The organism is Roseomonas marmotae (assembly GCF_017654485.1).
Taxonomy (GTDB): Bacteria; Pseudomonadota; Alphaproteobacteria; order Acetobacterales; family Acetobacteraceae; genus Pseudoroseomonas; species Pseudoroseomonas marmotae.
In genome coordinates, this window is sequence record NZ_CP061091.1 from 1,417,961 (window position 1) to 1,442,679 (window position 24,719).

At 70.1% G+C, this 24,719-nt stretch carries 21 protein-coding genes; 12 read left to right on the forward strand and 9 right to left on the reverse strand.

Annotated elements, in window-relative coordinates; translation table 11 throughout:
- The first annotated feature begins 12 nt into the window (after nt 1-12).
- From IAI58_RS06730 to ppdK, 3 genes are read left to right on the forward strand one after another with little or no spacing between them, the layout of a single operon-like run.
- Complete coding sequence (locus IAI58_RS06730) at nt 13-900, forward strand: glycine--tRNA ligase subunit alpha (RefSeq protein ID WP_207448265.1); 888 nt, start codon at nt 13-15, stop codon at nt 898-900.
- Nucleotides 901-952: 52 nt separating this feature from the next.
- Nucleotides 953-3,202, forward strand: coding sequence for a glycine--tRNA ligase subunit beta (gene glyS, locus IAI58_RS06735; protein WP_207448093.1), 2,250 nt, complete (start codon nt 953-955; stop codon nt 3,200-3,202).
- A gap of 11 nt (nt 3,203-3,213) precedes the next feature.
- Nucleotides 3,214-5,883, forward strand: coding sequence for a pyruvate, phosphate dikinase (ppdK, locus tag IAI58_RS06740; RefSeq protein ID WP_207448094.1), 2,670 nt, complete (start codon nt 3,214-3,216; stop codon nt 5,881-5,883).
- Nucleotides 5,884-5,899: 16 nt separating this feature from the next.
- Here ppdK and ygfZ read toward each other — a convergent pair whose 3' ends face one another.
- Nucleotides 5,900-6,712 carry a CAF17-like 4Fe-4S cluster assembly/insertion protein YgfZ gene (gene ygfZ / locus IAI58_RS06745; RefSeq protein WP_207448095.1) on the reverse strand — a complete coding sequence of 271 codons (813 nt, stop codon included), beginning with the start codon at nt 6,710-6,712 and terminating at the stop codon, nt 5,900-5,902.
- An 84-nt stretch (nt 6,713-6,796) separates the two neighbouring features.
- Here ygfZ and IAI58_RS06750 point away from each other — a divergent pair, with 84 nt between their 5' ends.
- The 7 genes from IAI58_RS06750 to der all read left to right on the forward strand — a co-directional run bounded on the left by IAI58_RS06750 (nt 6,797) and on the right by der (nt 15,421).
- Nucleotides 6,797-7,714, forward strand: coding sequence for a glycosyltransferase family 9 protein (locus tag IAI58_RS06750; RefSeq protein WP_207448096.1), 918 nt, complete (start codon nt 6,797-6,799; stop codon nt 7,712-7,714).
- Nucleotides 7,711-8,748: a glycosyltransferase gene (locus tag IAI58_RS06755; protein WP_207448098.1), complete on the forward strand. Its 1,038-nt coding sequence runs from the start codon at nt 7,711-7,713 to the stop codon at nt 8,746-8,748. Before IAI58_RS06750 ends, IAI58_RS06755 begins: the two co-directional genes overlap by 4 nt.
- Before the next feature lie 6 nt (nt 8,749-8,754).
- Complete coding sequence (gene asnB / locus IAI58_RS06760; RefSeq protein ID WP_207448100.1) at nt 8,755-10,524, forward strand: asparagine synthase (glutamine-hydrolyzing); 1,770 nt, start codon at nt 8,755-8,757, stop codon at nt 10,522-10,524.
- 46 nt (nt 10,525-10,570) lie between these two features.
- On the forward strand, nt 10,571-11,905 hold the full coding sequence (locus IAI58_RS06765; protein WP_207448102.1) for a dihydroorotase: 1,335 nt from the start codon (nt 10,571-10,573) through the stop codon (nt 11,903-11,905).
- 97 nt (nt 11,906-12,002) lie between these two features.
- A complete protein-coding gene (locus tag IAI58_RS06770) occupies nt 12,003-12,647 on the forward strand; it encodes a tetratricopeptide repeat protein (RefSeq protein WP_207448104.1) in 645 nt (214 codons plus the stop codon).
- A 5-nt stretch (nt 12,648-12,652) separates the two neighbouring features.
- Complete coding sequence (locus tag IAI58_RS06775; RefSeq protein WP_207448106.1) at nt 12,653-13,987, forward strand: outer membrane protein assembly factor BamB family protein; 1,335 nt, start codon at nt 12,653-12,655, stop codon at nt 13,985-13,987.
- Nucleotides 13,988-14,080: 93 nt separating this feature from the next.
- Nucleotides 14,081-15,421 (forward strand): ribosome biogenesis GTPase Der, encoded by a 1,341-nt coding sequence (gene der, locus IAI58_RS06780; protein WP_207448108.1) that lies wholly within the window; start codon nt 14,081-14,083, stop codon nt 15,419-15,421.
- Nucleotides 15,422-15,466: 45 nt separating this feature from the next.
- On the opposite strand, the gene IAI58_RS06785 is transcribed toward der, so the two are convergent.
- The 5 genes from IAI58_RS06785 to radA all read right to left on the reverse strand — a co-directional run bounded on the left by IAI58_RS06785 (nt 15,467) and on the right by radA (nt 20,852).
- The gene (locus tag IAI58_RS06785) at nt 15,467-16,462 is read right to left on the reverse strand and encodes a DUF4214 domain-containing protein (RefSeq protein WP_207448109.1); all 996 of its coding nucleotides are present in this window, start codon (nt 16,460-16,462) and stop codon (nt 15,467-15,469) included.
- A gap of 113 nt (nt 16,463-16,575) precedes the next feature.
- Nucleotides 16,576-17,292: an SDR family NAD(P)-dependent oxidoreductase gene (locus tag IAI58_RS06790; protein ID WP_207448110.1), complete on the reverse strand. Its 717-nt coding sequence runs from the start codon at nt 17,290-17,292 to the stop codon at nt 16,576-16,578.
- Nucleotides 17,289-18,788 carry an amidophosphoribosyltransferase gene (gene purF / locus IAI58_RS06795; protein ID WP_237182482.1) on the reverse strand — a complete coding sequence of 500 codons (1,500 nt, stop codon included), beginning with the start codon at nt 18,786-18,788 and terminating at the stop codon, nt 17,289-17,291. Before purF ends, IAI58_RS06790 begins: the two co-directional genes overlap by 4 nt.
- Nucleotides 18,789-18,817: 29 nt before the next feature.
- Nucleotides 18,818-19,378 (reverse strand): CvpA family protein, encoded by a 561-nt coding sequence (locus IAI58_RS06800; protein WP_207448112.1) that lies wholly within the window; start codon nt 19,376-19,378, stop codon nt 18,818-18,820.
- A 34-nt stretch (nt 19,379-19,412) separates the two neighbouring features.
- Complete coding sequence (radA, locus tag IAI58_RS06805; RefSeq protein ID WP_207448113.1) at nt 19,413-20,852, reverse strand: DNA repair protein RadA; 1,440 nt, start codon at nt 20,850-20,852, stop codon at nt 19,413-19,415.
- A 191-nt stretch (nt 20,853-21,043) separates the two neighbouring features.
- On the opposite strand from radA, the gene IAI58_RS06810 reads away from it, so the two are divergent.
- Nucleotides 21,044-22,231: an MFS transporter gene (locus IAI58_RS06810; RefSeq protein WP_207448114.1), complete on the forward strand. Its 1,188-nt coding sequence runs from the start codon at nt 21,044-21,046 to the stop codon at nt 22,229-22,231.
- Nucleotides 22,232-22,297: 66 nt separating this feature from the next.
- Nucleotides 22,298-22,732, forward strand: a complete 435-nt coding sequence (locus IAI58_RS06815; RefSeq protein WP_207448115.1) for a cupin domain-containing protein — start codon at nt 22,298-22,300, stop codon at nt 22,730-22,732.
- Here the strand turns inward: IAI58_RS06815 and IAI58_RS06820 are convergent.
- From IAI58_RS06820 to IAI58_RS06830, 3 genes are read right to left on the reverse strand one after another with little or no spacing between them, the layout of a single operon-like run.
- Nucleotides 22,729-23,154 carry a VOC family protein gene (locus tag IAI58_RS06820; RefSeq protein ID WP_207448116.1) on the reverse strand — a complete coding sequence of 142 codons (426 nt, stop codon included), beginning with the start codon at nt 23,152-23,154 and terminating at the stop codon, nt 22,729-22,731. The two genes, IAI58_RS06815 and IAI58_RS06820, sit on opposite strands and share 4 nt — an antisense overlap.
- A gap of 4 nt (nt 23,155-23,158) precedes the next feature.
- The gene (locus tag IAI58_RS06825; protein WP_207448118.1) at nt 23,159-23,935 is read right to left on the reverse strand and encodes an ABC transporter ATP-binding protein; all 777 of its coding nucleotides are present in this window, start codon (nt 23,933-23,935) and stop codon (nt 23,159-23,161) included.
- Nucleotides 23,932-24,717 (reverse strand): MlaE family ABC transporter permease, encoded by a 786-nt coding sequence (locus tag IAI58_RS06830; protein ID WP_207448120.1) that lies wholly within the window; start codon nt 24,715-24,717, stop codon nt 23,932-23,934. The genes IAI58_RS06825 and IAI58_RS06830 overlap by 4 nt, the downstream gene beginning before the upstream one ends.
- Between the last annotated feature and the right edge of the window lie 2 nt (nt 24,718-24,719).

The following is a 24,719-nucleotide window of genomic DNA, read 5'->3' on the forward strand; positions in this document are numbered from 1 at the left end:
CCGATGCCACAGATGACCAGCACCGCCACACCCGCCATCGCCAGGACGGCCAAGCCGCTGTCCTTCCAGGACATCATCCTGACGCTGCACCGTTTCTGGGCGGCGCAGGGCTGCGTGATCCTGCAGCCCTATGACATCGAGATGGGCGCCGGCACCTTCCATCCCGCCACCACCCTGCGCGCCCTGGGGCCGCAGCCCTGGCGGGCGGCCTATGTGCAGCCCTCCCGCCGCCCTTCTGACGGCCGCTACGGCGAGAACCCCAACCGCCTGCAGCACTATTATCAGTACCAGGTCATCATGAAGCCGAGCCCGGACACGGCGCAGGACCTGCTGCTGGCCAGCTACCGCGAGATCGGGCTGGACCCGCTGAAGCACGACTTCCGCTTCGTCGAGGATGACTGGGAAAGCCCCACCCTCGGCGCCTGGGGCCTGGGCTGGGAGGTCTGGTGCGACGGCATGGAAGTGGGCCAGTTCACCTATTTCCAGCAGGTCGGCGGCATTCCCGTGGTGCACCCCAGCTTCGAGATGACCTACGGCCTCGAGCGCCTGGCGATGTACGTGCAGAATATCGAGAACGTCTATGATCTCGATTTCAACGGCCAGGGCGTGACCTATGGCGATGTCTTCCTGCGGGCCGAGCGGGAATACAGCGCCTTCAACTTCGAGCATGCCGATATCGACCTGCTCTTCCGCCATTTCCGCGATGCCGAGGCCGAATGCGCGGCCCTGGTGGCGCGCAACCTGGCGCTGCCGGCCTATGATCAGTGCATCAAGGCCAGCCACCTCTTCAACCTGCTGGATGCGCGCGGCGCCATCAGCGTGACGGAGCGGGCCAGCTATATCGGCCGCGTCCGCGCGCTCGCCAAAAGCTGCTGCGAGACCTGGGTGGCCGGCGCCTGAGCGCCGCCCCCGCCGCGACCTGATTTCACCGACCGCACCTTAGGCGCCCCCGATGCCCGAACTCCTGCTCGAACTCTTCTCCGAGGAAATCCCGGCCCGCATGCAGGCGCGCGCCGCCGACGACCTGGCGCGGCTGCTGGGGGATGCGCTGAAGGGCGCGGGCCTGGAGGCGCGGAACCTGCGGACCTTCTACGGCCCCCGGCGCCTGACCCTGGTGGCGGAGCTGCCGGAGGCGACCGCGCCGGTGGAGGAGGAGATCGCCGGACCGGCGCCGGACGCGCCCGAGAGGGCCCTGGGCGGCTTCCTGGGAAAGCTTGGCCTCTCCGAGACGCAGATCCCGGAGCTGCGGAGGCGCGGCGAGGTCTTCGCCATCACGGGCGAGGGCCAGACCTGGCAGTCCGGCGAGATCACCCTCTCCATCCGCAAGGAGAAGAAGGGCGCCAAGATCTTCGCGACCCTGCGCCGGCCCCCGACGCCGACCAGCGTGCTGCTCGCCCGGCACGTGCCGGAGATCCTGCGCCGCTTTCCCTGGCCCAAGTCGATGCGCTGGGGCGGCACCAGCAGCTTCGTCTGGGTGCGGCCGCTGAAGCGCATCCTCTGCGTCTTCGAGGGTGCGGTGGTGCCCTTCTCCCTGGTGCAGGGGGAGGATGACGGCCATGGCCTCTTCAGCGACACGCTGACCGAGGGCCACCGGCTGATGTCGCCAGGCGCTTTTGCGGTGCACAATTTTTCCGACTACGCCGCGCAACTGGCGGCGCGGCATGTTGTTATCGACCCCACGGAGCGCGCCAGGCTTGTGCGTGACGGTATCGCGGCCCTGGCCGCGGCGAAGGGGGTCGAGGTGGTGCCGGATGAAGGGCTGCTGGCGGAGGTGGCGGGGCTGGTCGAATGGCCCGTTCCGCTGCTCGGCCGCATCGACGACGCCTTCATGGACCTGCCGCCCGAGCTGATGCGCACCACCATGCGCGTCAACCAGCGATATTTCGCCCTTCGCAACCCGGACGGCTCGGCCGCGCCCTTCTTCGCCCTGGCCGCCAATATCGAGGCCACGGATGGCGGCCGCGCGATCATCGCCGGCAATGAGCGCGTGCTGCGTGCCCGCCTCTCCGACGCCCGCTTCTTCTGGGACCAGGACCGCAAGCAGACGCTGGAGAGTTTCCTGCCGAAGCTGGCCTCCGTGGTCTTCCACGCCAAGCTCGGCACCCAGGGCCAGCGGGTGGAACGGCTGGAGAAGCTGGCGCGTTTCCTGGCGCCGAAGCTGGGCGCCGACCCCGCCCTGGCGGCCCGCGCCGCCAGGCTGGCCAAGGCCGACCTCGCCACCGGGCTGGTGGGCGAGTTCCCCGAGCTTCAGGGCATCATCGGCCGCTACTACGCCCTGCATAACGGCGAGGATGCGCGCGTGGCCGAGGCCATCGCCGCCCATTACCGCCCGATGGGCCCCGGCGATTCCGTGCCGACCGACCCCGTGGCCATCGCCGTGGCCCTGGCCGACAAGTTGGACCAGCTGGCCGGCTTCTTCGCGGCCGATGAGCGCCCGACGGGCTCCGGCGACCCCTATGCGCTGCGCCGCGCGGCGCTCGGCGTCATCCGCATCATCCGCGAGAACGACCTGCGGCTGGACCTGGCCGATGTGCTGGCCGAGGCTTTCTTCGGCTATCCCCAGGCTGTCGGTACCACCGCCGAGCCGGAGTTCGGCATGGCCGTGGCCAGCGAGAAGCTGAACGCCGGCTGGCAGCCGGACCCGAAATCCGCCCATCCGCCGATGGTCGCCGCCTTCGCCGCCGGGCTGATCGACTTCCTGGCCGAGCGCCTGCGCGTGCAGTTGCGTGCCGAGGGCCAGCGCCATGACGTGCTGGCCGCGACGCTCGGCGCCGGCACCGATGCCGACCTTGTGCGGCTGCTGGCCCGGACCGAGGCGCTGCGCCTCTTCCTGGAAGGCGAGGACGGTGCCAACCTGCTGACGGCTTCCCGCCGCGCCGCCAATATCCTGCGGATCGAGGACAAGAAGGACGGCCCGCATACCCCCTCCACCGACCCCGCTCTGCTGCGGGCGGAGGAGGAGCAGGCGCTTTCCGCCGCGCTGGACGAGGCCGCGCCCGCCGTGGCCGCCTCCCTTTCCGCGGAGGATTTCGCAGGGGCGATGACGGCGCTCTCCCGGCTCCGCCATCCGGTTGACGCATTCTTTGACAAGGTCGTGGTCAATGATTCCGACGCGGCGCTGCGCCGCAACCGGCTGGGCCTGCTGGCGCGTCTCAGGGCCCTGACCGACCAGGTGGCTGACCTTTCCAAGATCGAGAGCTAGAGGAACAGCAGATGCAGAAGTGGGTGTATGGCTTCGGCGCCGGCCGCAATGACGGCAAGGCCGAGATGCGCAACCTGCTGGGTGGCAAGGGTGCCAATCTGGCGGAGATGGCGTCCATCGGCCTGCCGGTGCCACCAGGCTTCACCATCACCACGGAGGTCTGCACTTACTACTACGAGCACGGGAAGCAGTATCCGGCCGAGCTGACGGCCCAGGTGGCCGAGGCGCTGGCGCGCATCGAAGAGGCGGTCGGCCTGAAGTTCGGCGATGAGGCCAGGCCGCTGCTGGTCTCCGTCCGCTCCGGCGCCCGGGTCTCCATGCCCGGCATGATGGATACCGTGCTGAACCTCGGCCTGAACGACCGCACGGTGGAGGGGCTCTCCAGGGCCTCAGGCGATCCGCGCTTCGCCTGGGACAGCTACCGCCGTTTCATCCAGATGTACGGTTCGGTCGTCCTCGGGGTCGACCATCACCGTTTCGAGGAGATCATCGAGGAGGCCAAGCTCGCCAAGGGCGTCTCCGAGGACACCGCGCTGACGGCCGAGGACTGGCAGCGCGTCGTCGCCGAATACAAGGAGATGGTGCAACAGGTCCTGGGCGAGCCCTTCCCGCAGGACCCGCAGGCCCAGCTCTGGGGCGCGGTGGGCGCGGTTTTCGGCTCCTGGATGAACCAGCGCGCCATCACCTACCGCCGCCTGCACGACATCCCGGCCGAATGGGGCACGGCGGTGAACGTCCAGGCCATGGTCTTCGGCAATATGGGCGAGGACTGCGCCACCGGCGTCTGCTTCACCCGTGACCCCTCGACCGGCGAGAACATCTTCTACGGTGAATACCTGATCAACGCGCAGGGCGAGGATGTCGTGGCCGGCATCCGCACGCCGCAGCCCATGTCCAAGGCCCGCGCCAAGCCGGGCGAGCGCAGCATGGAAGAGGCCATGCCCGCCGCCTATGCCGAGCTGGTGCAGGTCCGCGAGCGGCTTGAGAAGCACTACGCGGACATGCAGGACATCGAGTTCACGGTGCAGCAGAACAAGCTGTACATGCTGCAGACCCGCAACGGGAAGCGCACCGCCGCCGCCAGCCTGAAGATCGCCGTGGACATGGCGCATGAAGGGCTGATCGACGAGGCGGAGGCGGTCCGCCGCGTGGCGCCGGCCTCGCTGGACCAGCTTCTGCACCCGACGCTGGACCCGAAGGCGACGCGCCGGCTGCTCGCCAAGGGCCTGCCGGCCTCCCCGGGCGCGGCCTGCGGCGTGGTGGTCTTCTCGGCCGATGAGGCCGAGGCGCGCGCCGCCAAGGGCGAGAGCGTGATCCTGGTCCGCATCGAGACCAGCCCCGAGGATATCCACGGCATGCATGCCGCCAAGGGCATCCTGACCACCCGCGGCGGCATGACCAGCCACGCGGCGGTGGTGGCGCGTGGCATGGGCCGTCCCTGCGTGGCCGGCGCCGGCGGCGTGCTGGTGGATTATCACAGCCAGCAGCTCTCGGCCGGCGGGCAGCTGGTGAGCGGCGGCGACGTCATTACCCTGGATGGCGCGACGGGTGAGATCTTCCTCGGCTCCGTGGCGATGGTCGAGCCGAAGCTTTCCGGCGATTTCGAGACGCTGATGGGCTGGGCGGACAAGGTGCGCCGCCTGCATATCCGCGCCAATGCCGAGACGCCGCTGGATGCCGATACGGCCCGCAAATTCGGCGCCGAGGGCATCGGCCTCTGCCGCACCGAGCATATGTTCTTCGACCCCGCGCGCATCGGCGCCGTGCGGCAGATGATCATGAGCGAGAGCGAGGGCGGCCGCCGCGATGCCCTGGCGAAGCTGCTGCCCTTCCAGCGCGACGACTTCCGCGAGCTGTTCCGCATCATGGCCGGCCTGCCGGTCACCATCCGCCTGCTGGACCCGCCGCTGCACGAATTCCTGCCGCACCGGGAGGAGGAGCTGGTGGAGGTGGCGGAGCATCTGGGTGCCGACCTCGCCACCATGCACCGCCGCGCCGCCGAGCTGTCGGAGGCCAACCCCATGCTCGGCCATCGCGGCTGCCGCCTGGGCGTGACCTATCCCGAGATCTACGAGATGCAGGCCCGCGCCATCTTCGAGGCCGCCGTGGCGGTGGCGAAGGAGACCGGCAAGGCCCCTGTGCCGGAGATTATGATCCCGCTGGTCGCCGCCAAGAAGGAGCTGGAGCTGACCCGCGCCCAGGTGGACAAGGTGGCGAAGGAGGTCTTCGCGGAGACCGGGCAGGCCATCGAATACTTCGTCGGCACCATGATCGAGTTGCCGCGCGCCTGCCTGACGGCGGACAGCATCGCCGAGGTGGCCGATTTCTTCAGCTTCGGCACCAACGACCTGACGCAGACGACTTTCGGCCTCTCCCGCGACGATGCCGGCAAGTTCCTGCCTTATTACGTGGACAAGGGCATCCTGCCGAAGGATCCCTTCGTCTCGCTCGATGTCGATGGCGTCGGCGCGCTGGTGAGGATCGCCAAGGAGAAGGGACGGCGGGTCAAGCCCGACCTCAAGCTCGGCATCTGCGGCGAGCATGGCGGCGACCCCGCCTCCATCCAGTTCTGCGAGAGCGTCGGGCTGGATTACGTCTCCTGCTCGCCCTACCGCGTGCCGGTGGCGCGGCTGGCGGCGGCGCAGGCGGCGCTGGCCGGCGGGGTGGACCGGACCGCGTAAGCGGCCCGGCCAGGATTCAGCGGCCGGGCTGGCTCATCCAGTCCGGCAGGCTGGGGCGCAGCAGCGCCTCGCCACAGCGCAGCGCCTGCCCGGGTTCCACCGGCAGGCGCAGCAGCGCCAGGCCCAGCCCATCGCGGCCGGAGCGCATCTCGCCCAGTTCCGCCCCGTCCTCCCGCAGCACGGGCGTCCCGCGCGGCGGCAAGGGGCCCTCCACGGCCACCGGGAAGAGCCGCTTCTTCAGCAGGCCGCGGTACTTGGTACGGGCCGTCAGTTCCTGGCCCATGTAGCAGCCCTTGCTCCAGGAGATGCCGTCCAGCTCGTCGAAGCCAGCTTCCAGCAGCACCGATTTCTCGCTCTCCAGGTCCCGCGCGCCATCCGGCAGGCCGAGGGAGAGGCGGTGGCGGTCGTAATCCTCCGGCGTGGCATCGGCGGGCAGGGGCTCGGCCAGCAGGGCGCGCCAGCCGGCCTCCGGGTGCCTTGGATCCGGCGCGGCGAAGCCCTCCGGCAGCGGGGCGCCGCCCCAGCCGGCATGAACGGAAAGCTCCGGCGCCAGGGCGAGCGTCACCTTCGAGCGCAGCCGGAAGCGGGAGAGACGCTGGACCAGCATCTCCGCCTGCCCGGCTTCGACATCCAGCAGCAGGCGGCCATCCCCGGCGAAGATGAAGAAATCAGCCAGCCATTTCCCCTGGGGCGTCAGCAGCGCGGCCCAGACCGCGCGTCCCGGCGCCGCCTGGGCAACGTCGTTGGACACAAGGCCTTGCAGGAAGGTCACGCGGTCCTCGCCATCCAGGGCGATGACGGCGCGATGGGGAAGGGATGTCTGGGGCATAGGCCAGATTTGGCGTGGAGAGGCGGTGGCGCAAGCGGCTTCACGCTGCGCCTGGGCCGAAGTCGTGCTAAGGCGCCCGCGACCATGCGGATTCTTTTCATCACCTCGACCCGGATCGGCGATGCGGTACTTTCGACCGGCCTGCTGGACCATCTGCTGCGGACCCACCCCGACGCGCGGGTGACGGTGGCCTGCGGCCCCGTGGCCGAGGGCGTCTTCACCCGCATGCCCAATCGGGACGAGACCATCGTGCTGGTCAAGCAGCGTTTTTCCGCCCATTGGCTGGGGCTCTGGGCCAAGGTCGCGCGGATGCGCTGGGATCTGGTGGTGGACCTGCGCGGATCGGCCCTGGCCTGGCTGGTGCCGGCGCGCCGCCGCGCGGTGATGCAGGGTGGCCGCCGCCCCGGCCACCGGCTGCTGCATATCGCCGGCACGCTGGGGCTGGTGCCGGCACCCAGGCCGGTCGCCTGGTTCGGGCCGGAGGACATGCAGCGGGCGCGGCGCCTGCTGGGGGAGGATGGCAGGCCGCTGATCGCCCTCGGCCCCAGCGCGAACTGGGCCGGCAAGGTCTGGCCGGCGGAGCGCTTCGTGGAACTGTTCCGGGCGCTTTCCGCCCCCGACGGGCCGTTGCCCGGGGCGCGGGCGGTGGTCCTGGGTGGGCCGGGACAGGAGGAGGCCGCCATGGCAGCCCCGGTGCTGGCGGCGCTGCCCGAGGCCGTCGATCTCGTCGGCAAGCTGGACCTGCCTGCGGTGGCGGCGGCGCTGACGCGCTGCGCCCTGTTCGTCGGCAATGATTCCGGGCTGATGCATCTTGCCGCCGCGGCGGGCACGCCGACCCTGGGCCTCTTCGGCCCGACGCCCGCCAGCGAATACGCGCCGGTGGGGCGTGCCGCCCGCGCCGTGCTGGCGCGCGGCACGCCCGGCGCCGCGCCGATGGAGGACCTGCCGGTGGAGGATGCCCTGGCCGCCGCGCGCGCCCTGCTGGCGGGTGACGCGGCATGAGAATCGCGCAGATCATGGCCGGGGCGAAGACCGGCGGGGCCGAGGGCTTCTACGAACGCCTGACCATCGGCCTGCATAAGGCGGGCGAGGACGTACTGCCGGTGATCCGCCGCGACCCCGCCCGCGCCGCGCGGCTGGCGGTGCAGGGACTGGTGCCGGTGCAGCTGGGCTTCGGCGGGCCGCTGGACGTGCTGACGCGGCCGCGCCTCTCGCTGCTGCTGCGCCACCACCGGCCGCAGGTGGCCATTGCCTGGATGAACCGCGCCGCCCGGCATACGCCCAGTGGCGACTGGACGCTGCTGGGGCGGCTCGGCGGCTATTACGACCTCAAATACTACCGGCGCTGCGACCATCTGGTCGGCAATACCCGCGACCTCGTGCGCTGGATGGTGGAGAAGGGCTGGCCCGCCGAGCGCGCCCATTACCTGCCGAACTTCGCCGAGAATTTCTCCGGGCTGCTGCCGGCGGAGCTGCCGTCGACGGAGGGGGCGCCGAAGCTGCTGGCGCTCGGGCGGCTGCACAGCAACAAGGGCTTCGATATCCTGCTGCGCGCCCTGGCCCTGCTGCCCGGCGCCGAGCTGGCGATCGGCGGCGATGGACCGGAGAAGGCGGCATTGCAGAAGCTGGCACAGGAACTGGGCGTGGCCCCGCGCGTACACTTCCTGGGCTGGCGGCAGGATGCCGGGGCGCTGCTGGCGGCTTGCGACATCTTCGTCTGCTCCTCCCGTCACGAGCCGCTGGGCAATGTGGTGCTGGAAGCCTGGAGCGCGGGCAAGCCGGTGGTGGCCCTGGCCGCCCAGGGGCCTTCCGAGCTGATCGAGGATGGCCGCACCGGCCTGCTGGTGCCGCCCGAGGCGCCGGAGCCGCTGGCCAGCTCCATCCGCGGGCTGCTGGCCGACCCCGCGCGCGCCGCCATGCTGGGCGCCGCCGGGCGTGCGCGGTGGGAGGCGGAATATGCCGAAGAGCCCGTGCTGGCCCGCTGGCGCGAGACGCTGACGCGCGTGGCCGCGACACCGGGCAGGAAGGGGGGCTGAAGGGCCATGTGCGGTATTGCCGGCCTTGTCCTGCGGCAGGGGCAGGTTCCCGATGCGGCGTTGTTGCAGCGCCTGACCGGTGCATTGGCGCATCGCGGCCCGGATGGGGCGGGGCATCATGTCGCCGGCCCCGTCGCGCTGGCGCATACGCGGCTCGCCATCATCGACCTCGATACCGGCGACCAGCCGCTCTTCGCCGGGCCGGCCTCGCTGGTGGCCAATGGCGAGATCTACAATTATCGCGAGCTGCGGACGGATAACGCGCTCTCCTGCGCCACCGGCAGCGACTGCGAGCCGCCGCTGCATCTCTTCCGCCGCGCCGGGCTGGGCTTCGCCGAGAAGCTGCGCGGGATGTATGCGATCGCCATCCACGACCGCGTCTCCCGCCATGTGGTGCTGAGCCGCGATCCCTTCGGCATCAAGCCGATGTATCTGGCCGAGGTGCCGGGGGGCATGGCCTTCGCCTCCGAGGCGCAGGCGCTGATCGCGGCCGGGCTGGTGACGCCGCGCGTGCGGGCCGAGGCACGGTCGGAGCTGCTGCAGATGCAGTTCACCACCGGCGCCGAGACGATCTTCGAGGGCATCACCCGCCTGCTGCCGGGCGAGACGGTGGCGATCGGCGATGGCCGGGTGCTGGAGCGCCGCCGGCGGGAGGCCCTGCCGGAAGGCGGGCCGCTGAACATCACAGAGGCCGAGGCGCTGCGCCGCTTCGAGACCGCCTTCCGCGACAGCGTGGAGCTGCATCAGCGCAGCGACGTGCCCTATGGCATGTTCCTGTCCGGCGGCACGGACAGCGCGGCGGTGCTGGCCATGATGTCGCGCCTGAACGAGCAGCCTGTGCTGGCCTTCACCGCCGGCTTCGACGTGCCGGGTGCCGCGGATGAGCGGGCGCATGCCGCCACCATGGCCCGCGCGGCCGGCGCGAAGCACGAGACCATCACCGTCACGCGGCAGGAGGTCTGGCGGCACCTGCCGGAAATCGTGGCCGCCATGGACGACCCGGCGGCCGACTACGCCATCATCCCCACCTGGTTCCTCGCCCGCCGGGCGCGGGAGGATGTGAAGGTGGTGCTCTCGGGTGAGGGCGGGGACGAGATGCTGGGCGGCTATGGCCGCTACCGCGCGGCTATGCGCCCGTGGTGGCTGGGCGGCAAGGCGCCGCGCAGCCACGGCACCTTCGACCGCCTGCCCGGCGGGCGCGACGTGCTGCGCCAGGACCCCACCGGCTGGCGGGACGGCATGATCGCCGCCGAGGCCGCCACCGCCCTGCCGGGCCGCACCCGGCTGATGGCGGCTCAGGCGCTGGATGTGGCGGACTGGCTGCCCAACGACCTGCTGATCAAGCTGGACCGCTGCCTGATGGCGCATGGGGTGGAAGGGCGCACGCCCTTCCTCGACAGCGCCGTGGCCGAGGCCTGCTTCCGCCTCCCGGATGCGCTGAAGGTAAGGAAGGGCATGGGCAAGCTGCTGCTGCGGCAATGGCTGGCGCAGAACTTCCCGGCCGCCGAGCCCTTCCGCCCGAAGCAGGGCTTCACCGTGCCGGTCGGCGCCTGGATCGCCGATGCCGCCGAGAAGCTGGGGCCGCTGGTGGCCGCCCAGGCCGGCGTGGCCGAGGTGGCGCGGCCGGAGAAGGTGGTGGCCCTCTTCCGCGCCGCCGCCGGCAAGCGGGAGGGTTTCGCCGCCTGGCACCTGCTGTTCTACGCCCTCTGGCACCGCCGCCATATCGAGGGGCGGCGGCCGGAAGGTGATGTCCTGGCCTATCTCGGCCAGGGCTGATGGCTTAAAGCCCTGGATGAACCGATAGTCACGGAGGCGCCCGCGCATGACCAGCTTCGACCTTATCCTACGCGGTGGGCGCTGCGTGCTGCCATGGGGCGAGGAGGATGCGGATGTCGGCGTGCGCGCCGGCCGCATCGCCGCCATCGGTGACCTGCGTGCCGCCAGCGCGGCGCAGGAGATCGACTGCCAGGGACTGCATGTGCTGCCCGGGCTGATCGACCCGCATGTGCATCTGCGCGACCCCGGCGACCCGGCGGTGGAGACCATCCCGACCGGCACGAAGGCCGCCATCCTCGGCGGCATCACGGCGGTCTTCGACATGCCTAACACCACCCCCTCCATCACCAGCCAGGCGGCGCTGGAGGAGAAGCGGGCCTATGTCGAGGGCAAGGCCTGGTGCGACATCGGCTTCTATGTGGGTGCCGGCAAGTCCAACATCCCGGAGCTGGCGGCGCTGGAGCTGCAGCCGGATGTCTGCGCCATCAAGGTTTTCGCGGGCAGCAGCACCGGCGACCTGCTGGTGGAGGATGACGCGACGCTGGAACGCGTGATGCGCTCCGGCCGCCGGCGCATCTGCTACCACTCCGAGGACGAGTACCGGCTGCAGGAGCGCAAGCCCCTTTTCGCTGATGGCGGTCCGCACCGGCTGCATGCCGAATGGCGCGACGTGGAATGCGCTTTCCTGGGCACCCGCCGCCTGATGGCCCTGGCCCGCGAGACCGGCCGTGGCGCGCATATCCTGCATGTCTCGACCGCCGAGGAACTGGAATACCTGCGCGACTTCCGCGACGTCGCGACGGTCGAGGTGCTGGTGAACCACCTCTCCCAGACCGACGAGGCCTATGAGCGCCTTGGCGGCTATGCCGTCATGAACCCGCCCATCCGTGACGAGCGGCACATGAAGGCGGCCTGGGCGGCGGTGGCGGATGGCACGGTGGACTGCATCGGCTCCGACCACGCGCCTCATTCCCGCGCGGCGAAGGAGCGCCCTTGGCCGGCGACCGCCGCCGGCCTGACCGGCGTGCAGACCCTGGTGCCGATCATGCTGGACCATGTGAACGCCGGACGCCTGAGCCTGACCCGCATGGTGGACCTGATGGCCGCAGGCCCCGCCCGCGTCTATGGCGCCGTGGCCAAGGGCCGCCTGGCTGCCGGCTATGACGCCGATTTCACCATCGTCGACCTGAAGCGCAGCCGTACCATCGAGGATAGCTGGATCGCCTCTCCCTGCGGCTGGACGCCCTTCGCGGGCCAGACCTGCACGGGCTGGCCGGTGATGACCATCATCCGCGGCCAGCTGGCCATGCGGGAGGATGAGGTCCTGGGCGCCCCGACGGGCCGCACGGTGCGCTTCGACACCGGGCTCGCGCGGGGCTGACGGCTCCGCCCTTAACGCTCCGGGCGCGGGCCGCTATGGTCCGCCCTGCTATCCCTGGGGGTGATCCACGCTCCCGCCGCTGCTGTGGGGACCGGAATTGCCGGATATCTTCGACGAGGTGAAAGAAGACCTGCGGGCCGAACAGGCACGTAGGATCTGGTTGCGTTACGGCGGCATCCTGACCGGCGTGGCGCTGCTGGCGGTGGCCGGTATCGGCGGCTGGCAGGGCTGGCGTTGGTATGAGCAGCAGCAGGCCGGGAAGGCCGCGCTGACCTATCTGGAGGTGAGCCGTGCCACCGAGGCGGCGGGCGCTGATCTCAAGGCGGAAGGCGAGCGCTTCGCCGCCATCGCCCAGGACGCGCCGGAAGGCTATCGCATGCTGTCCCGCCTGCGCGCGGCCGCGCTGAAGGCTGAGACGGGCGAGCGCGATGCCGCCCTGGCCATCTGGGACCAGGTGGCGGGCGACAGCAGCGTGCCGAAGCTCTACCGCGACCTCGCCAGCCTGATGTGGGCGCTGCATGGGCTGGACAGCCATGACCCGGCGGCGCTGGATTCGCGGCTGGCGCCGCTGGTGGGGGGCGCCTGGGGCGCCTCCGCCCGTGAATTGCAGGCGCTGGTGGCGGTCCGCCGTGGCCAGCCGGCCGAGGCGAAGAAGAATCTGGAAGCCCTGGCCAATGACGTGACCGCCCCCCAGGGGGTGCGGGAGCGGGCTGGCCGGGTGGCCGCGGAATTGGGGGGCTGACGCCGATGCGGAACGGAACGGTCTGGACGCGCCGCATGGCGCTATTGGGCGCGGCCGGTCTGGTCGCTGGCTGCGATACGCTGGACGATATCTTCGGTGAGCGGAAGAAGCCGCTGCTGGGCGAGCGCCGCGCGGTGCTGCAGCCGCGCCGGAACCTGGAGGCCGACACGGCCCTGGCTGCCGAGCCGATGCAGCTACCGCCGGCCGAGACGCGGGCCGACTGGCCCGTGCCGGGCGGCAATATCGGCCATGACCCCGGCCATCTGGCGCTGCCGGGCTCGCTGCGCGAGGCCTGGCGGGCCTCCGTGGGCGATGGCAGCGGCTACCGCCGCCGCATCACCGCCGGCCCGGTGGTGGCGGAGGGCACGGTCTATGCCGCCGATGCCTTTGGCGTCGTCTCGGCCTATGACCTCGGGGGCGGCGGGCGCCGCTGGCGCTTCGACACGCGCCCCAAGAAGGATGATGTGGGCGCCGTCGGCGGCGGCTGCGCCTATGATTCGGGCACGCTCTATGTCGCCTCCGGCATGGCGGAGCTGCTGGCGCTGGACCCCGCCACCGGCCAGCCGCGCTGGCGCATCCGGCTCCCCGCGCCGGCACGCGGCGCGCCCGCCGTGGCGAATGGGCGTATCTTCATCCCGACGCTGAACAACTACCTGACCGCCTATTCGACCGAGGACGGCAAGGAGCTCTGGAACTACCGCGCCCAGAACGTGCCGGCCCTGCCGCTGGGCCTGCCCACGCCTGCGGTGTCCGAGGATTTCGTCGTGGCCGGCTTCGCCTCGGGCGAGCTGGTGGCGCTGCGGCCCGAGGATGGCCGGGTGCACTGGACCGAGAGCCTGGCCGCCGGCCGTGGCGGTCTGGGCGATATCTCCGGCATCCGCGGCCTGCCGGTGATCGACCGCGGGCGCGTCTATGCCAGCGGCATGGGCGGGCTTTCCATGGCCCTCGACCTGCGTTCCGGCCGCCGGCTGTGGGAGCGCGAGATCGGCGGCACCGAGACGCCGCTGGTTGTGGGCGACTGGGTCTTCATCATCGGCGGCACCGGCAACCTGATCGCCATCGGGCGGGAGGATGGCCGCATCCGCTGGCTGACCGAACTGAACGCGGCGCCCGGGGACAAGAAGGAAGACCCCGCCATCTTCGGCCCGCCGCTGCTCGCGGGGGAGCGTATCCTGCTGCCCTCCAGCAAGGGGGAGATGCTTCAGATCGATCCTTCCTCCGGCGCCGTCGCCGGCCGGCTGCGGCTGCCGGCGGGCAGCACCCTGCCGTGGCTGGTGGCCTCCGGCACGCTGGTCGCACTGTGCGACAACGCCAGTCTGGTCGCCTACCGGGGGGCCTGAAAGGGTGGCGAAGGGGCCCGGGCGCCCCTTCGCCATGACCGCCATGCCATCTCTGTGATTTCCCCGCCTGCCGTTCCGATGTAAAGCGCGGGCATGCTGCCTCGTATCGCCATCATCGGCCGCCCCAATGTGGGCAAGTCCACGCTGTTCAACCGTTTGGTGGGGCGTAAGCTCGCCATCGTGGACAACACCCCCGGCGTCACTCGTGACCGTAAGGAATACGAGGCGCGGATCGGTGGCCGCGATGTCATGCTGCTGGATACCGCGGGGCTGGAGGAAGCGCCTCCCGACACCGTCGCCGGCCGCATGCGCGCCTCCTCCGAGGCGGCGATCCGCCAGGCGGACCTCATCCTCTTCGTGGTCGATGCCCGGACCGGCCTGACGGCCTCGGACCGCGCCTTCGCCACCTGGCTGCGCCGGCAGAAGGTGCCGGTGCTGGTCCTGGCCAACAAGACCGAGGGCCGTGGCGGCGGCATGGCCGCGCTGGAAGCCTATGAACTGGGCTTCGGCGACCCCGTGGCCATCTCCGCCGAGCATGGCGAGGGCATCTCCGACCTCCATTCCACCATTGCCGCCATGCTGCCGGAAGAAGCGGAGGACGAGGAGGAGGACGGCAAGGACCGGCCCCTGCGGATGGCCGTGGTCGGCCGCCCCAATGCCGGTAAGTCCACGCTGCTGAACGCCCTGCTGGGCGAGGAGCGTATGATCACCGGCCCCGAGCCCGGCCTGACCCGGGATGCCGTGACCAGCGAGTTCAGCGACGCGGTGGGCCGCGTGCGGATCGTGGACACGGCCGGCATGCGCAAGAAGGCCCGCATCGTCGAGGGCCTGGAGCAGATGTCCGTCGGCGCCACCATCAATGCGCTGAAGGAGGCCGAGGTGGCGGTGCTGGTGCTCGACGCCCTGCTGGGGCTGGACGAGCAGGACCTCCGCATCGCCCGGCTGGCGGAGCGCGAGGGCCGCGCGGTGGTGATCGCGCTGAACAAGTGGGATGCGGTGGAAGACCGCGCTGCCGCCAGGCAGGGCATCGAGGACACGCTGCAGACCTCGCTGGCGCAGTTGAAGGGCATCACCGTGGTGGCGATGTCCGCCGCGACGGGCCGGGGCGTCGATAAGCTGATGCCGGCGGTGCGCGAGACCATGGAGCGCTGGAACAAGCGCGTTCCCACCGGAGAGCTGAATCGCTGGTTCGAGGGCGCCCTGTCCCGCCACCAGCCGCCGCTGGCCGATGGCCGGCGCATCAAGCTGCGCTACGCCACCATGCCCAAGGCACGGCCGCCGACGATCGTGATCTTCGGCCCCCGTGCCGAGGACCTGCCGGAGGATTACCGCCGCTACCTGGTGAACAGCTTCCGCGAGGCCTTCGACATGCCGGGGGTGCCGATCCGGCTGCAGCTGCGGGGCACAAGCAACCCCTACGTGGACCAGGAATGACAAAGGGGGCCGAGAGGCCCCCTTCGCAGTTGCGGCGCGCCCCGTTCAGCCGATCAGGCTGACGCCGTAGCTCAGCGGATTATCGCTCTGGAACACGTCAGCGGTGATCTGCTGATGCTCGGCGCTGTCGGAGATGGCGAGCATCACCTCGGCGCGCGACATGCCGTCATTCAGGTGCGACACCCAGTTGGCCAGACCATCGGCCTCGGCATCGCGTTCCAGCGCATTGTTATAGACGGCATTGACGAAATCAGCGTCGCTGAGCGCGCGCAGCGAGGCCGCCTCGTCACTGTTGTAGAAGGAGTCGGCCACCGCCTTCATGGTGAAGTCCTGGCCATTCACCAGGGACACCCAGGCGGAGAAGCCGCCGAGATCCGGCAGGCGGTCGAAGGCGGTATCATAGAGGTTGGCGATGGAGATCGCGCCTTCATCGCGGTCCCAGATGCCGTCGGCCACGATGCTGGCGGTGTTCCCGCGGTTCTCGGCGGATTCGGCGAACTGCACGGCCACGTCGGCGCGTGACATGTCGCCATTGTCGATCATCACGGTCCAGCCGGCGATCTCGGCGGGGGAGGCGGCGGCACCGCGCATGTTCTGATACAGCGCCTCGACGAACTGCGTGTTGTTCAGGCCGGCGCCGAACTTGCTGTTGAACTCGTCGCTGTTAATCATGGCCGAGGCGACGTCGGAGAGGCTGGCGCCGTTATCCAGCATCTGGATGAAGGTATTCAGCCCGCCCTGTTCCGCTTCACGGTCCAGCGTCGCCTCATAGAGGCGCACGACCTGGGCGGCGTGATCCTCGGGGTTATAGACCTCGCGCCCATCGACGAAGAGCAGCGTCTCGACGCTGTTGACGATGTCGAGGCCGGCGGCGCTGGCGACGCTGATGGGGCCTTCGCCATCATTCAGGACGATCGCGCTGCGACGCCCGGCATCGAACTGCCCGACGTCGAAATTCGCGGTGCCCTGATAGGTATCGGCGCCATTGGTGCCGGTCAGCACGCCCGAAACAGCGGGAATCTGGTAGCGCACATTCGCCATCGAGGTGTCCTCCTTTACGGCGGCACAAACCCTTCAGGCCCCGCCTGGTTGCGCCAGGCAAGATCACGGCGCGTTTTGTGCCGCCCAATGAGGCGGCACAAGCGCAACCTCCGTTAGGAGGCCGTTACGATTGTTCCGTGCTGCGTAAAAGAGGGATTGCAAATCGCGGCAATCTGCGGCGCCACATGTGCCGGCTGCGGAATGCTGCTCGGATCCTCGCCCGGCATCGCCGTGCCGCGCATGCGGGTGGCCACCACGCCGGGGTCGAAGAGATTGACGCGCAGGGCCGTCTTCTCGACTTCCTGGGCCCAGGTCTGCACCAGATGCTCCATGCCCGCCTTGGTGGCGCCGTAGGGGCCCCAGTAGGCCTTGGGCTGCCGCGCCCGCGCGGTGGTGAGGAAGACCGCCCGTCCGGCGTCGGAGGCGCGCAGCGGCGGATCGCAGGTGCGGATCAGCCGCCAGGTCGCCGTCAGATTGACGCCGGCCACATTGGCCCAGTCCTTCGGGTCGATATGCGCGACCGGTGTGAGCTTGCCCAGTTCGCCCGCGTTATGCACGAGGATGTCCAGCCGGCCGAAGCGCTTGACGATCGAGGGGCCGATGACGTCGATCTGGTCGGCCGCCTTCACGAGGTCGAAGGGCAGCAGGGTCGCGGGCAGGCCACCGGCGGCGCGGATGGCGTCGTCGGTCTCCTCCAGCCCGCCCTGGGTGCGGGCGATCAGCACGCATTGCGCGCCCTGCCGGGCCATTTCGACCGCCAGGGCGGCGCCGATGCCGCGGCTGGCGCCGGTAATCAGGGCAACGCGGCCCTCAAGCGGCTTGGCCGTCATACGCCGTTGATAGCCAGCAGCGCCGGCGCCCGCTCGGAGGGGCCGTCAAGATCGGTGAGGGGAATGGCGTAATCTCCCGTGAAGCAGGCATCGCAATAGGCGGGGTTGGTCCCGTCGCGCTTGGCCTGGCCCAGCGCGCGATAGAGACCATCCAGCGAGATGAAGGCGAGGCTGTCGGCGCCGATGATGCGCGCCATCTCCTCGATGTCGTGATTGGCGGCCAGCAGCTTGGCGCGCTCCGGCGTGTCGATGCCGTAGAAGCAGGGGTTTGTCGTGGGCGGGGAGGAGATGCGCATATGCACCTCCTTCGCGCCGGCCTGGCGCACCATCTCGACGATCTTGCGGCTGGTGGTGCCGCGCACGATGGAGTCGTCCACCAGCACCACGCGCTTGCCCGCGATCATCGGGCGGTTGGCGGAATGTTTCAGCTTCACGCCGAGGTGGCGGATCTGGTCCGTCGGCTCGATGAAGGTGCGGCCGACATAGTGGTTGCGGATGATGCCCAGCTCGAAGGGAATGCCGGATTCGGCCGCGTAGCCCATGGCCGCCGGCACGCCGGAATCCGGAACGGGCACGATCACATCGGCATCCACCCCGCTCTCCCGCGCCAGCTCGGCGCCGATGCGCTTGCGGGTCTCGTAGACCGGCGTGCCCTCGACGATGGAATCGGGGCGGGCGAAGTAGATGTATTCGAAGATGCAGAAGCGGCTCTGCTGCCGCCCGAAGGGATGGATGCTCCGCAGCCCGCCCTGGTCGATGACGACGATCTCGCCCGGCTCCACGTCGCGCACGAAATCGGCGCCGACGATGTCGAGGCCACAGGTCTCGCTGGCCAGGACCCAGCTATTGCCCTCGGCCGGGCCGAGGCGCCCCAGCACCAGCGGGCGGACGCCCAGCGGGTCGCGCGCGCCGATCATGGCGCCGTCATGCAGGGCGATGAGGGAATAGGCGCCCTGGACCTGCTTCAGCGCGTCGATCAGCCGGTCCACCACGTTGGAATAGAGGCTGATGGCGATGAGGTGGACGAAGACCTCGGAATCCGTCGTGCTCTGGAACAGGCAGCCCCGGCGGACCAGGGCGCGCTTCAGCACGGCGGCATTGGTCAGGTTGCCGTTATGCGCCACGGCCAGGCCGCCGAACTCGAAGTCGGCATAGAGCGGCTGGACGTTGCGGAGCGCCGTCTCGCCCGTGGTGGCGTAGCGGTTGTGGCCGATGGCCGTGCGGCCCGGCAGGCCGGCGATCACCTTGGCGGAGGAGAAATTATCTCCCACCAGGCCCTGGGCGCGGTGGGCATTGAAGATGCCCTTCTCGGAGAGGGCGACGATGCCCGCCGCCTCCTGCCCCCGGTGCTGCAGGGCATGCAGGCCGAGCGCCACCATGGCCGCTGCATCGGCCGCGTTCCAGACGCCGACGACGCCGCATTCCTCCTTGAAATGGTCGTCATCCCCGGCATCGGTGGCCCAGGGGTTGGTCGTCGGCATGGACTGCATGTGCATCCTCATTCCCGGCCCGGCCGGAAGGGTCGTCAGGTCCGCCCCCGGGCAGGGGGGCGCAGCAATTCATCCATGCTCGGCAGGCTGCGCTCCGGCAGCTCCGGCAGGCGAGGGCGGTATTCGGCCGGAAGCTGGGACACGACGGCTGAGGCCGCATCCGCCACCACCGGCAGGCTGCGGGCATTCCGAACCGCCTCCGGCCAAAGCTCGGTGGAAGGAAGGAACAGCCCGCCGACGATATAAGCGAGCACGAGCAGGAAAGCACCTCTCGCGACGCCGAAGACGATGCCGAGGGCGCGATCCACCCCCCCGAGGGCGGAATGGCGCACCATGCCGGCGAACCAGGCGATCAGCAGCTTCAGCACCATCAGCGCGGCCAGGAAGGCCAGACCCAGGGCCGCGACCTCCGCCATCCAGTCTTCCGTCAGGTATTTCAGCACCACCGGCTTCACCGCCGGCTGGGCATAGAGTGCGAAGGCGACCGCGCCGACCCAGGCGCCGATTCCCAGCACCTCCCGCACGAAGCCACGAAAATAAGCGATGAGCGCCGAGACGGCGAGCACCGCGAGAACAACGCCGTCAACCCAGGTCATCGGGGCGAGCCTATACCTAAGCCTTGCGGTGGTGTCAGCCCTCGGTTTCGGCCGGCTCGGCCTTGTCCGGCTCGCGGGTGCCCTTGGGTTTCGGGCTGGCGGCCAGCGGGGCCACCAGATCGGCCAGATGGCCGATCTCCGACAGCCGCAGCCCATCCGGCGCCGAGGGCGCGCGGCCGCCGCGCGCCACGCGCCGGGGCAGGGTGGCGGCGGAGAAGCCGAGCTTGGCGGCCTCTCGCAGCCTCGTATCGCTCTGCGCCACCTGCCGCACCTCGCCGGAGAGGCCGACCTCGCCGAAGAAGACCATGTCCGGCGGGGTGGGGCGGTCCGTCGCCGCCGAGACCAGGGCGGCGGCGACGGCGAGATCGGCCGCCGGCTCGTTCACCCGCAACCCGCCGGCCACGTTGAGATAGACGTCGTTCTGGCCGAGCCCCACGCGGGCGCGGGATTCCAGCACCGCCATCAGCATGGCCAGCCGCCCGGAATCCCAGCCCACCACCTGCCGTCGCGGCGAGCCGCCATTGGCGGAAGGGGAGAGCAGGACCTGGATCTCGACCAGCACGGGCCGGGAACCCTCCATGCCGGCGAAAACGGCACTCCCGGAAATATTGCCGCGCCGCTCCGCCAGGAACAGCGCGGAGGGGTTGGAGACCTCGACCAACCCGCGGTCGGTCATTTCGAAGACGCCGATCTCGTCGGTGGCGCCGAAGCGGTTCTTGACCGCGCGCAGGATGCGGAACTGGTGGCCGCGGTCGCCTTCGAAATAGAGGGTGGCATCCACCATGTGCTCCAGCACCCGTGGCCCGGCCAGCGTGCCTTCCTTGGTGACATGCCCCACCAGCACGAGTGCGAAACCGCGCGTCTTGGCCAGCCGCCCCAGCTCCGCCGCGCAGGCCCGCACCTGGGAGACGGTGCCGGGCGCCGAGTCGAGGCTGTCCAGCCAGACGGTCTGGATGGAGTCCATGATGACCAGGGTGGCGTCGCGCTCTTCCTCCAGGGTCGCGGCGATGTCGCGGAGGCTGGTGGCGGCGGCCAGCGCCAGGGGACTTTCCGCGAGGCCGAGGCGCTGGGCGCGCATGCGAACCTGATCGATGGCCTCCTCGCCGGAGATATAGAGGGTGCGCTTGCCTGCCGCCGCGACCTTGGCCGCCGCCTGCAGCAGGATGGTGGATTTGCCGATGCCGGGATCGCCGCCCACCAGAACGATCGAGCCGGGGACGAAGCCGCCGCCCAGCACCTGGTCCAGTTCCGTGAGGCCGGTGCGCGTGCGCGGCGGCGGGTCGGCCCGGCCCTTCAGCCCGACGAATTCGATCCTGCGCCCGCCGCTGCTCTTGCCCGTGGGGCCGGAAGGGCGGGATTCCGGAGCTTCCTCGGCGATGGTGTTCCATTCACCGCAGGTGTCACATCGCCCCTGCCATTTGGGATGGATGGCGCCGCAATTCTGGCAGACGAAGCGGGTGACGGATTTGGCCATGGCCGCATACTAGAACAAAGCGCGCACAGAGGGTAGGTGCCGCCATCGGCTTGACACTCGTTGCGGGATCGGGCCTAAGCCGGTCCGAGGCCGTGTGGCCCGCCATCCGGCGCGTAAGCGTTCACGTCATTCAACGCATCCCAACCGGCGCCGGCCAGACGGGCCGGGCCGCCAGAATGGCGTTGTTGTCCATGTCCTCTCCCCCCGCACCGATGAGCACGGCGGGCGCCATGGCGCCGCTGGTGGCCATCGTCTTCCTGGGCTTCCTGTCCGTGGGCATGCCGCTGGCGGCGCTGGCCCTCCATCTGCACGATGCCATGGGCTTCGGCCCCGCGATGGTCGGCGCCGTCATCGGCGCGCAGTCGCTCGCCACCGTGGCCACGCGCCATGTCTCCGGCACCATCTGCGACCGTTTCGGCCCCCGGCGCTCGGCGCTGATCGGCCTGCCGCTGGCGGCGCTGGCAGGGGTGGTCATGCTGGTGGCCACCCTCATCCTGCCGGCCGGGCACCTGCTGGTGGTGCCGCTGCTGCTGCTGGCCCGTGCCGCGCTGGGCATGGCGGAGAGCTTCTTCCTGACGGGAACCATGACCTGGGGCATCGGCCGCATGGGTCCGGCGCGCACCGGCAAGGTCATGGCCTGGCAGGGCATCGCGATGTATGCGGCGCTGGGCGTGGGGGCGCCGCTGGGCCTCTGGCTGCTGCAGCACAGAGGCTTCGGCAGCGTGATGGTCCTGGCGATCCTGGCGCCGCTGCTGGGCACGGGCATCGCCCTGGTGCTGCGCGGCACCGCCGGTTCCGCCGGGCTGCGGCTGCCCTTCCATCGCGTGGTCGGGCTGATCTGGCGGCCTGGCATGGTGCTGGGACTGGCGGGCCTGGCATTCACCGCCGTCACCACCTTCCTGCCGCTGCATTACCAGGCGCTGGGCTGGGCCGGGGCGGGGCTGGCCATGACCGGCTTCGTTGCCGGCTATATCGGCGTGCGGCTCTTCCTGGCGCATCTGCCGGACCGGCAGGGCGGGATGGTGGTCGGTGCCGCCTCGCTGGCGGCGCAGTTCCTGGGGCAGATGCTGCTGTGGTGGGCGCCGCTCCCCTGGCTGGCCCTGCTGGGGGCGGTCGTCACGGGCATCGGCTTCTCGCTGATCTTTCCGGCCATGGGCGTGGAGGCGACGCGGCGCGTGCCGGCCAGCCAGCGCGGGCAGGCGGTCGGCAATTTCATCGCCTTCTTTGACCTCTCCCTGGGGCTGGGCGGTCCGTTGCTGGGCCTGGCCTCGGCTTTCGGCGGCTCCGCCACGCCTTTCCTGGTGGGGGCGCTGACCACGGCGGCGGGTCTGCTGCTGCTGCGCCGGATGCCGCCGGCGCCGGTGCCGGGCCAAGCCTAGGGCAACTGTGCCCTGGTAGCTTGGGCTTGGCAGGTCTACCCTCTACGCTCAGAGGAGATTCCAGGAATGTATCGATACCCGCTGCCCCGCCCACTGGCGGCAGCCTTGTTGTTGCTGCCGCTGGTCGCCTGTGCCCAGGCCCCTGTGGCCCCGCAGCAGACGAAGGTGACGGAAATCTTCCGGGGCCATGAGACGGCGCTTGGCCAGCCGCTGCGCTTCCCGCAGAAGGATGGGACGCTGGTGGTCTCCATCTACGAGATCCCCGCCGGGTCGCGCCTGCCGGTGCATCGGCATCCGCAGCAGCGGGTCGCCTATGTGATGGCGGGGCAACTCCGCGTCGTCACGCCGGAGGGGAAGGGCTGGGACTACAAGCCTGGCGACGTGGTGGTGGAGGTGCTGGACCACTGGCATTCCGGCGAGGCCCTGGGCAGCGAGGCGGTCCGCCTGCTGGTGATCGACCAGACCGAAGGCGACAGCGCCAATCTGGAACTGCACCCCTAATCCGGCAGGCTCATCGCTCCGTCCGGGCCGATGGGAAAGCCCGGGTTCCAGGCCACTTCCCAGAGATGCCCGGCCGGATCGGTGAAATAGCCGGAATAGCCGCCCCAGGTGGCGTCCTGCGCCGGCTTCACGATCCGTCCGCCCGCCCGCGCGGCCTCGGCCAGGACGGTGTCGACTTCAGCCCGGTCGCGGGTGTTGTAGGCGAGGGCGACGCCCCGGAAGCCTTGGCCCTCCGCCGGCAGGCCGGCATCGGCGGCCAGGTCCCGCAGCGGGTAGAGCGAGAGGATCAGGCCGCCGGCCTGGAAGAAGGCCACGCCCTCGGCCGCGCGCATGCCGCGCCGCCAGCCCAGGGCCTCATAGAAGGCGGTGGCCGCCGTCAGGTCGGGCACGCCCAGCGTGATCAGGCTGAGGCGCTGCTCCACGGTCCTACTTCCGCAGTTCCATCGTGATGGGCCCCTCGCGCTCCCCGCGCGCGAACTGGTCCACCATGGCATTGCCGGTATTGCCCAGCGTCGCCGCGGGGCCGGTCCAGACGATGCGGCCCTTGTGGATCATGGCTGCCGTGTCGCCGATGCGGCGGGCGCTGGCCATGTCATGGGTGATGGAGACGGCGGTGGCGCCCAGGCGCTTCACCACATCCACGATCAGCCCGTCGATCACCGCGCCCATGATGGGGTCGAGGCCGGTGGTCGGCTCATCGAAGAAGATGATATCGGGCTCGCCGGCGATGGCGCGGGCCAGACCCACGCGCTTCTGCATGCCCCCCGAAAGCTCGCTGGGCGAGAGGTCGCCGACGCTGCCGTCCAGGCCCACCTGGGCCAGGATCTCGGCCGCCTTGTCCCGCGCCTTGCCGCGCGTGATGCGCTTCTGGGCCAGCAGCTTGAAGCAGACATTCTCCCAGACCGGCAGGCTGTCGAAGAGCGCGGCATTCTGGAAGAGCATGCCGATACGGTCGTTCAACGCCTCCCGCTCCCGCCGGGGCATGGCGAGCACGTCGCGCCCGTCGATCTCGATGGTGCCGGAATCCGGCGGGATCAGCCCCAGGATGGACTTGATGGTGACGGACTTGCCGGAGCCGGATCCGCCCAGGATCACCATGCTGTGGCCCCCCTGCACATCCAGGTCCACGCCATCCAGCACCACCTTGGGGCCGAAGGACTTACGCAGGTTCCGCAGGCGGATTTTCGGGGTGCTGCCGCTCATCGGGCGAAGAACATCTCGGTGATGACGTAGTCCAGCGCCAGGATCAGGATGGAGGATGAGACCACGGCCGCCGTGGTCGCCGCGCCCACGCCCTGGGCGCCGCCACGGCTGTTGTAGCCGTGGTAGCTGCCCATCAGCGCCACGATGAAGCCGAAGACCGCCGCCTTCACCAGGCCCGAGACCACGTCCATGGTCTGCATGAAGTTCAGCGTGGCGGTGAGATAGCTGGCGGAGCCGAAGCCCAGCTTCGTGGTGCCGATCAGCCAGCCGCCCATCACGCCCAGGATATCCGCCACCACCACCAGCAGCGGCATGGCCAGGGTGCCTGCCAGCAGGCGCGGCGCCACCAGGTATTTCATGGGGTTGGTGGAAAGGGTGGTCAGCGCGTCCACCTGGTCCGTCACCCGCATGGTGCCGATCTCGGCCGCGAAGGCGGCGCCGATGCGTCCCGCCACCATCAGCCCCGCCAGCACCGGGCCGAGCTCACGGGTGATGGAGAGCACGACGACATTGGCGATCGCGCTTTCCGCGCCGAAGCGGGAGAAGCCGGAATAGGATTGCAGCGCCAGCACCATGCCGGTGAAGACCGCGGTCAGCGAGACGACCGGCAGGGAGAAATAGGCGATCTCCACGAAGGCGCGGAGAAACATGCGGGGGTAGAAGGGTGGCCGCAGTAGGTGGGAGAGCCCCTCCGCCGCGAAAAGGGCGATGGCGCCGGTGCTGCGGCAGAGCCCCAGCACGGCGCGGCCGAGGCCCGCCAGGAAGTTCAGGAAATAGGTCAATT

Coding starts and splice junctions, on each gene's coding strand:
- IAI58_RS06730 (WP_207448265.1), top strand. CDS start 13: ATGACCAGCACCGCCACACCCGCCATCGCCAGGACGGCCAAGCCGCTG.
- glyS (WP_207448093.1), top strand. CDS start 953: ATGCCCGAACTCCTGCTCGAACTCTTCTCCGAGGAAATCCCGGCCCGC.
- ppdK (WP_207448094.1), top strand. CDS start 3,214: ATGCAGAAGTGGGTGTATGGCTTCGGCGCCGGCCGCAATGACGGCAAG.
- ygfZ (WP_207448095.1), bottom strand. CDS start 6,712: ATGCCCCAGACATCCCTTCCCCATCGCGCCGTCATCGCCCTGGATGGC.
- IAI58_RS06750 (WP_207448096.1), top strand. CDS start 6,797: ATGCGGATTCTTTTCATCACCTCGACCCGGATCGGCGATGCGGTACTT.
- IAI58_RS06755 (WP_207448098.1), top strand. CDS start 7,711: ATGAGAATCGCGCAGATCATGGCCGGGGCGAAGACCGGCGGGGCCGAG.
- asnB (WP_207448100.1), top strand. CDS start 8,755: ATGTGCGGTATTGCCGGCCTTGTCCTGCGGCAGGGGCAGGTTCCCGAT.
- IAI58_RS06765 (WP_207448102.1), top strand. CDS start 10,571: ATGACCAGCTTCGACCTTATCCTACGCGGTGGGCGCTGCGTGCTGCCA.
- IAI58_RS06775 (WP_207448106.1), top strand. CDS start 12,653: ATGCGGAACGGAACGGTCTGGACGCGCCGCATGGCGCTATTGGGCGCG.
- der (WP_207448108.1), top strand. CDS start 14,081: ATGCTGCCTCGTATCGCCATCATCGGCCGCCCCAATGTGGGCAAGTCC.
- IAI58_RS06785 (WP_207448109.1), bottom strand. CDS start 16,462: ATGGCGAATGTGCGCTACCAGATTCCCGCTGTTTCGGGCGTGCTGACC.
- IAI58_RS06790 (WP_207448110.1), bottom strand. CDS start 17,292: ATGACGGCCAAGCCGCTTGAGGGCCGCGTTGCCCTGATTACCGGCGCC.
- purF (WP_237182482.1), bottom strand. CDS start 18,788: ATGCACATGCAGTCCATGCCGACGACCAACCCCTGGGCCACCGATGCC.
- IAI58_RS06800 (WP_207448112.1), bottom strand. CDS start 19,378: ATGACCTGGGTTGACGGCGTTGTTCTCGCGGTGCTCGCCGTCTCGGCG.
- radA (WP_207448113.1), bottom strand. CDS start 20,852: ATGGCCAAATCCGTCACCCGCTTCGTCTGCCAGAATTGCGGCGCCATC.
- IAI58_RS06810 (WP_207448114.1), top strand. CDS start 21,044: ATGTCCTCTCCCCCCGCACCGATGAGCACGGCGGGCGCCATGGCGCCG.
- IAI58_RS06815 (WP_207448115.1), top strand. CDS start 22,298: ATGTATCGATACCCGCTGCCCCGCCCACTGGCGGCAGCCTTGTTGTTG.
- IAI58_RS06825 (WP_207448118.1), bottom strand. CDS start 23,935: ATGAGCGGCAGCACCCCGAAAATCCGCCTGCGGAACCTGCGTAAGTCC.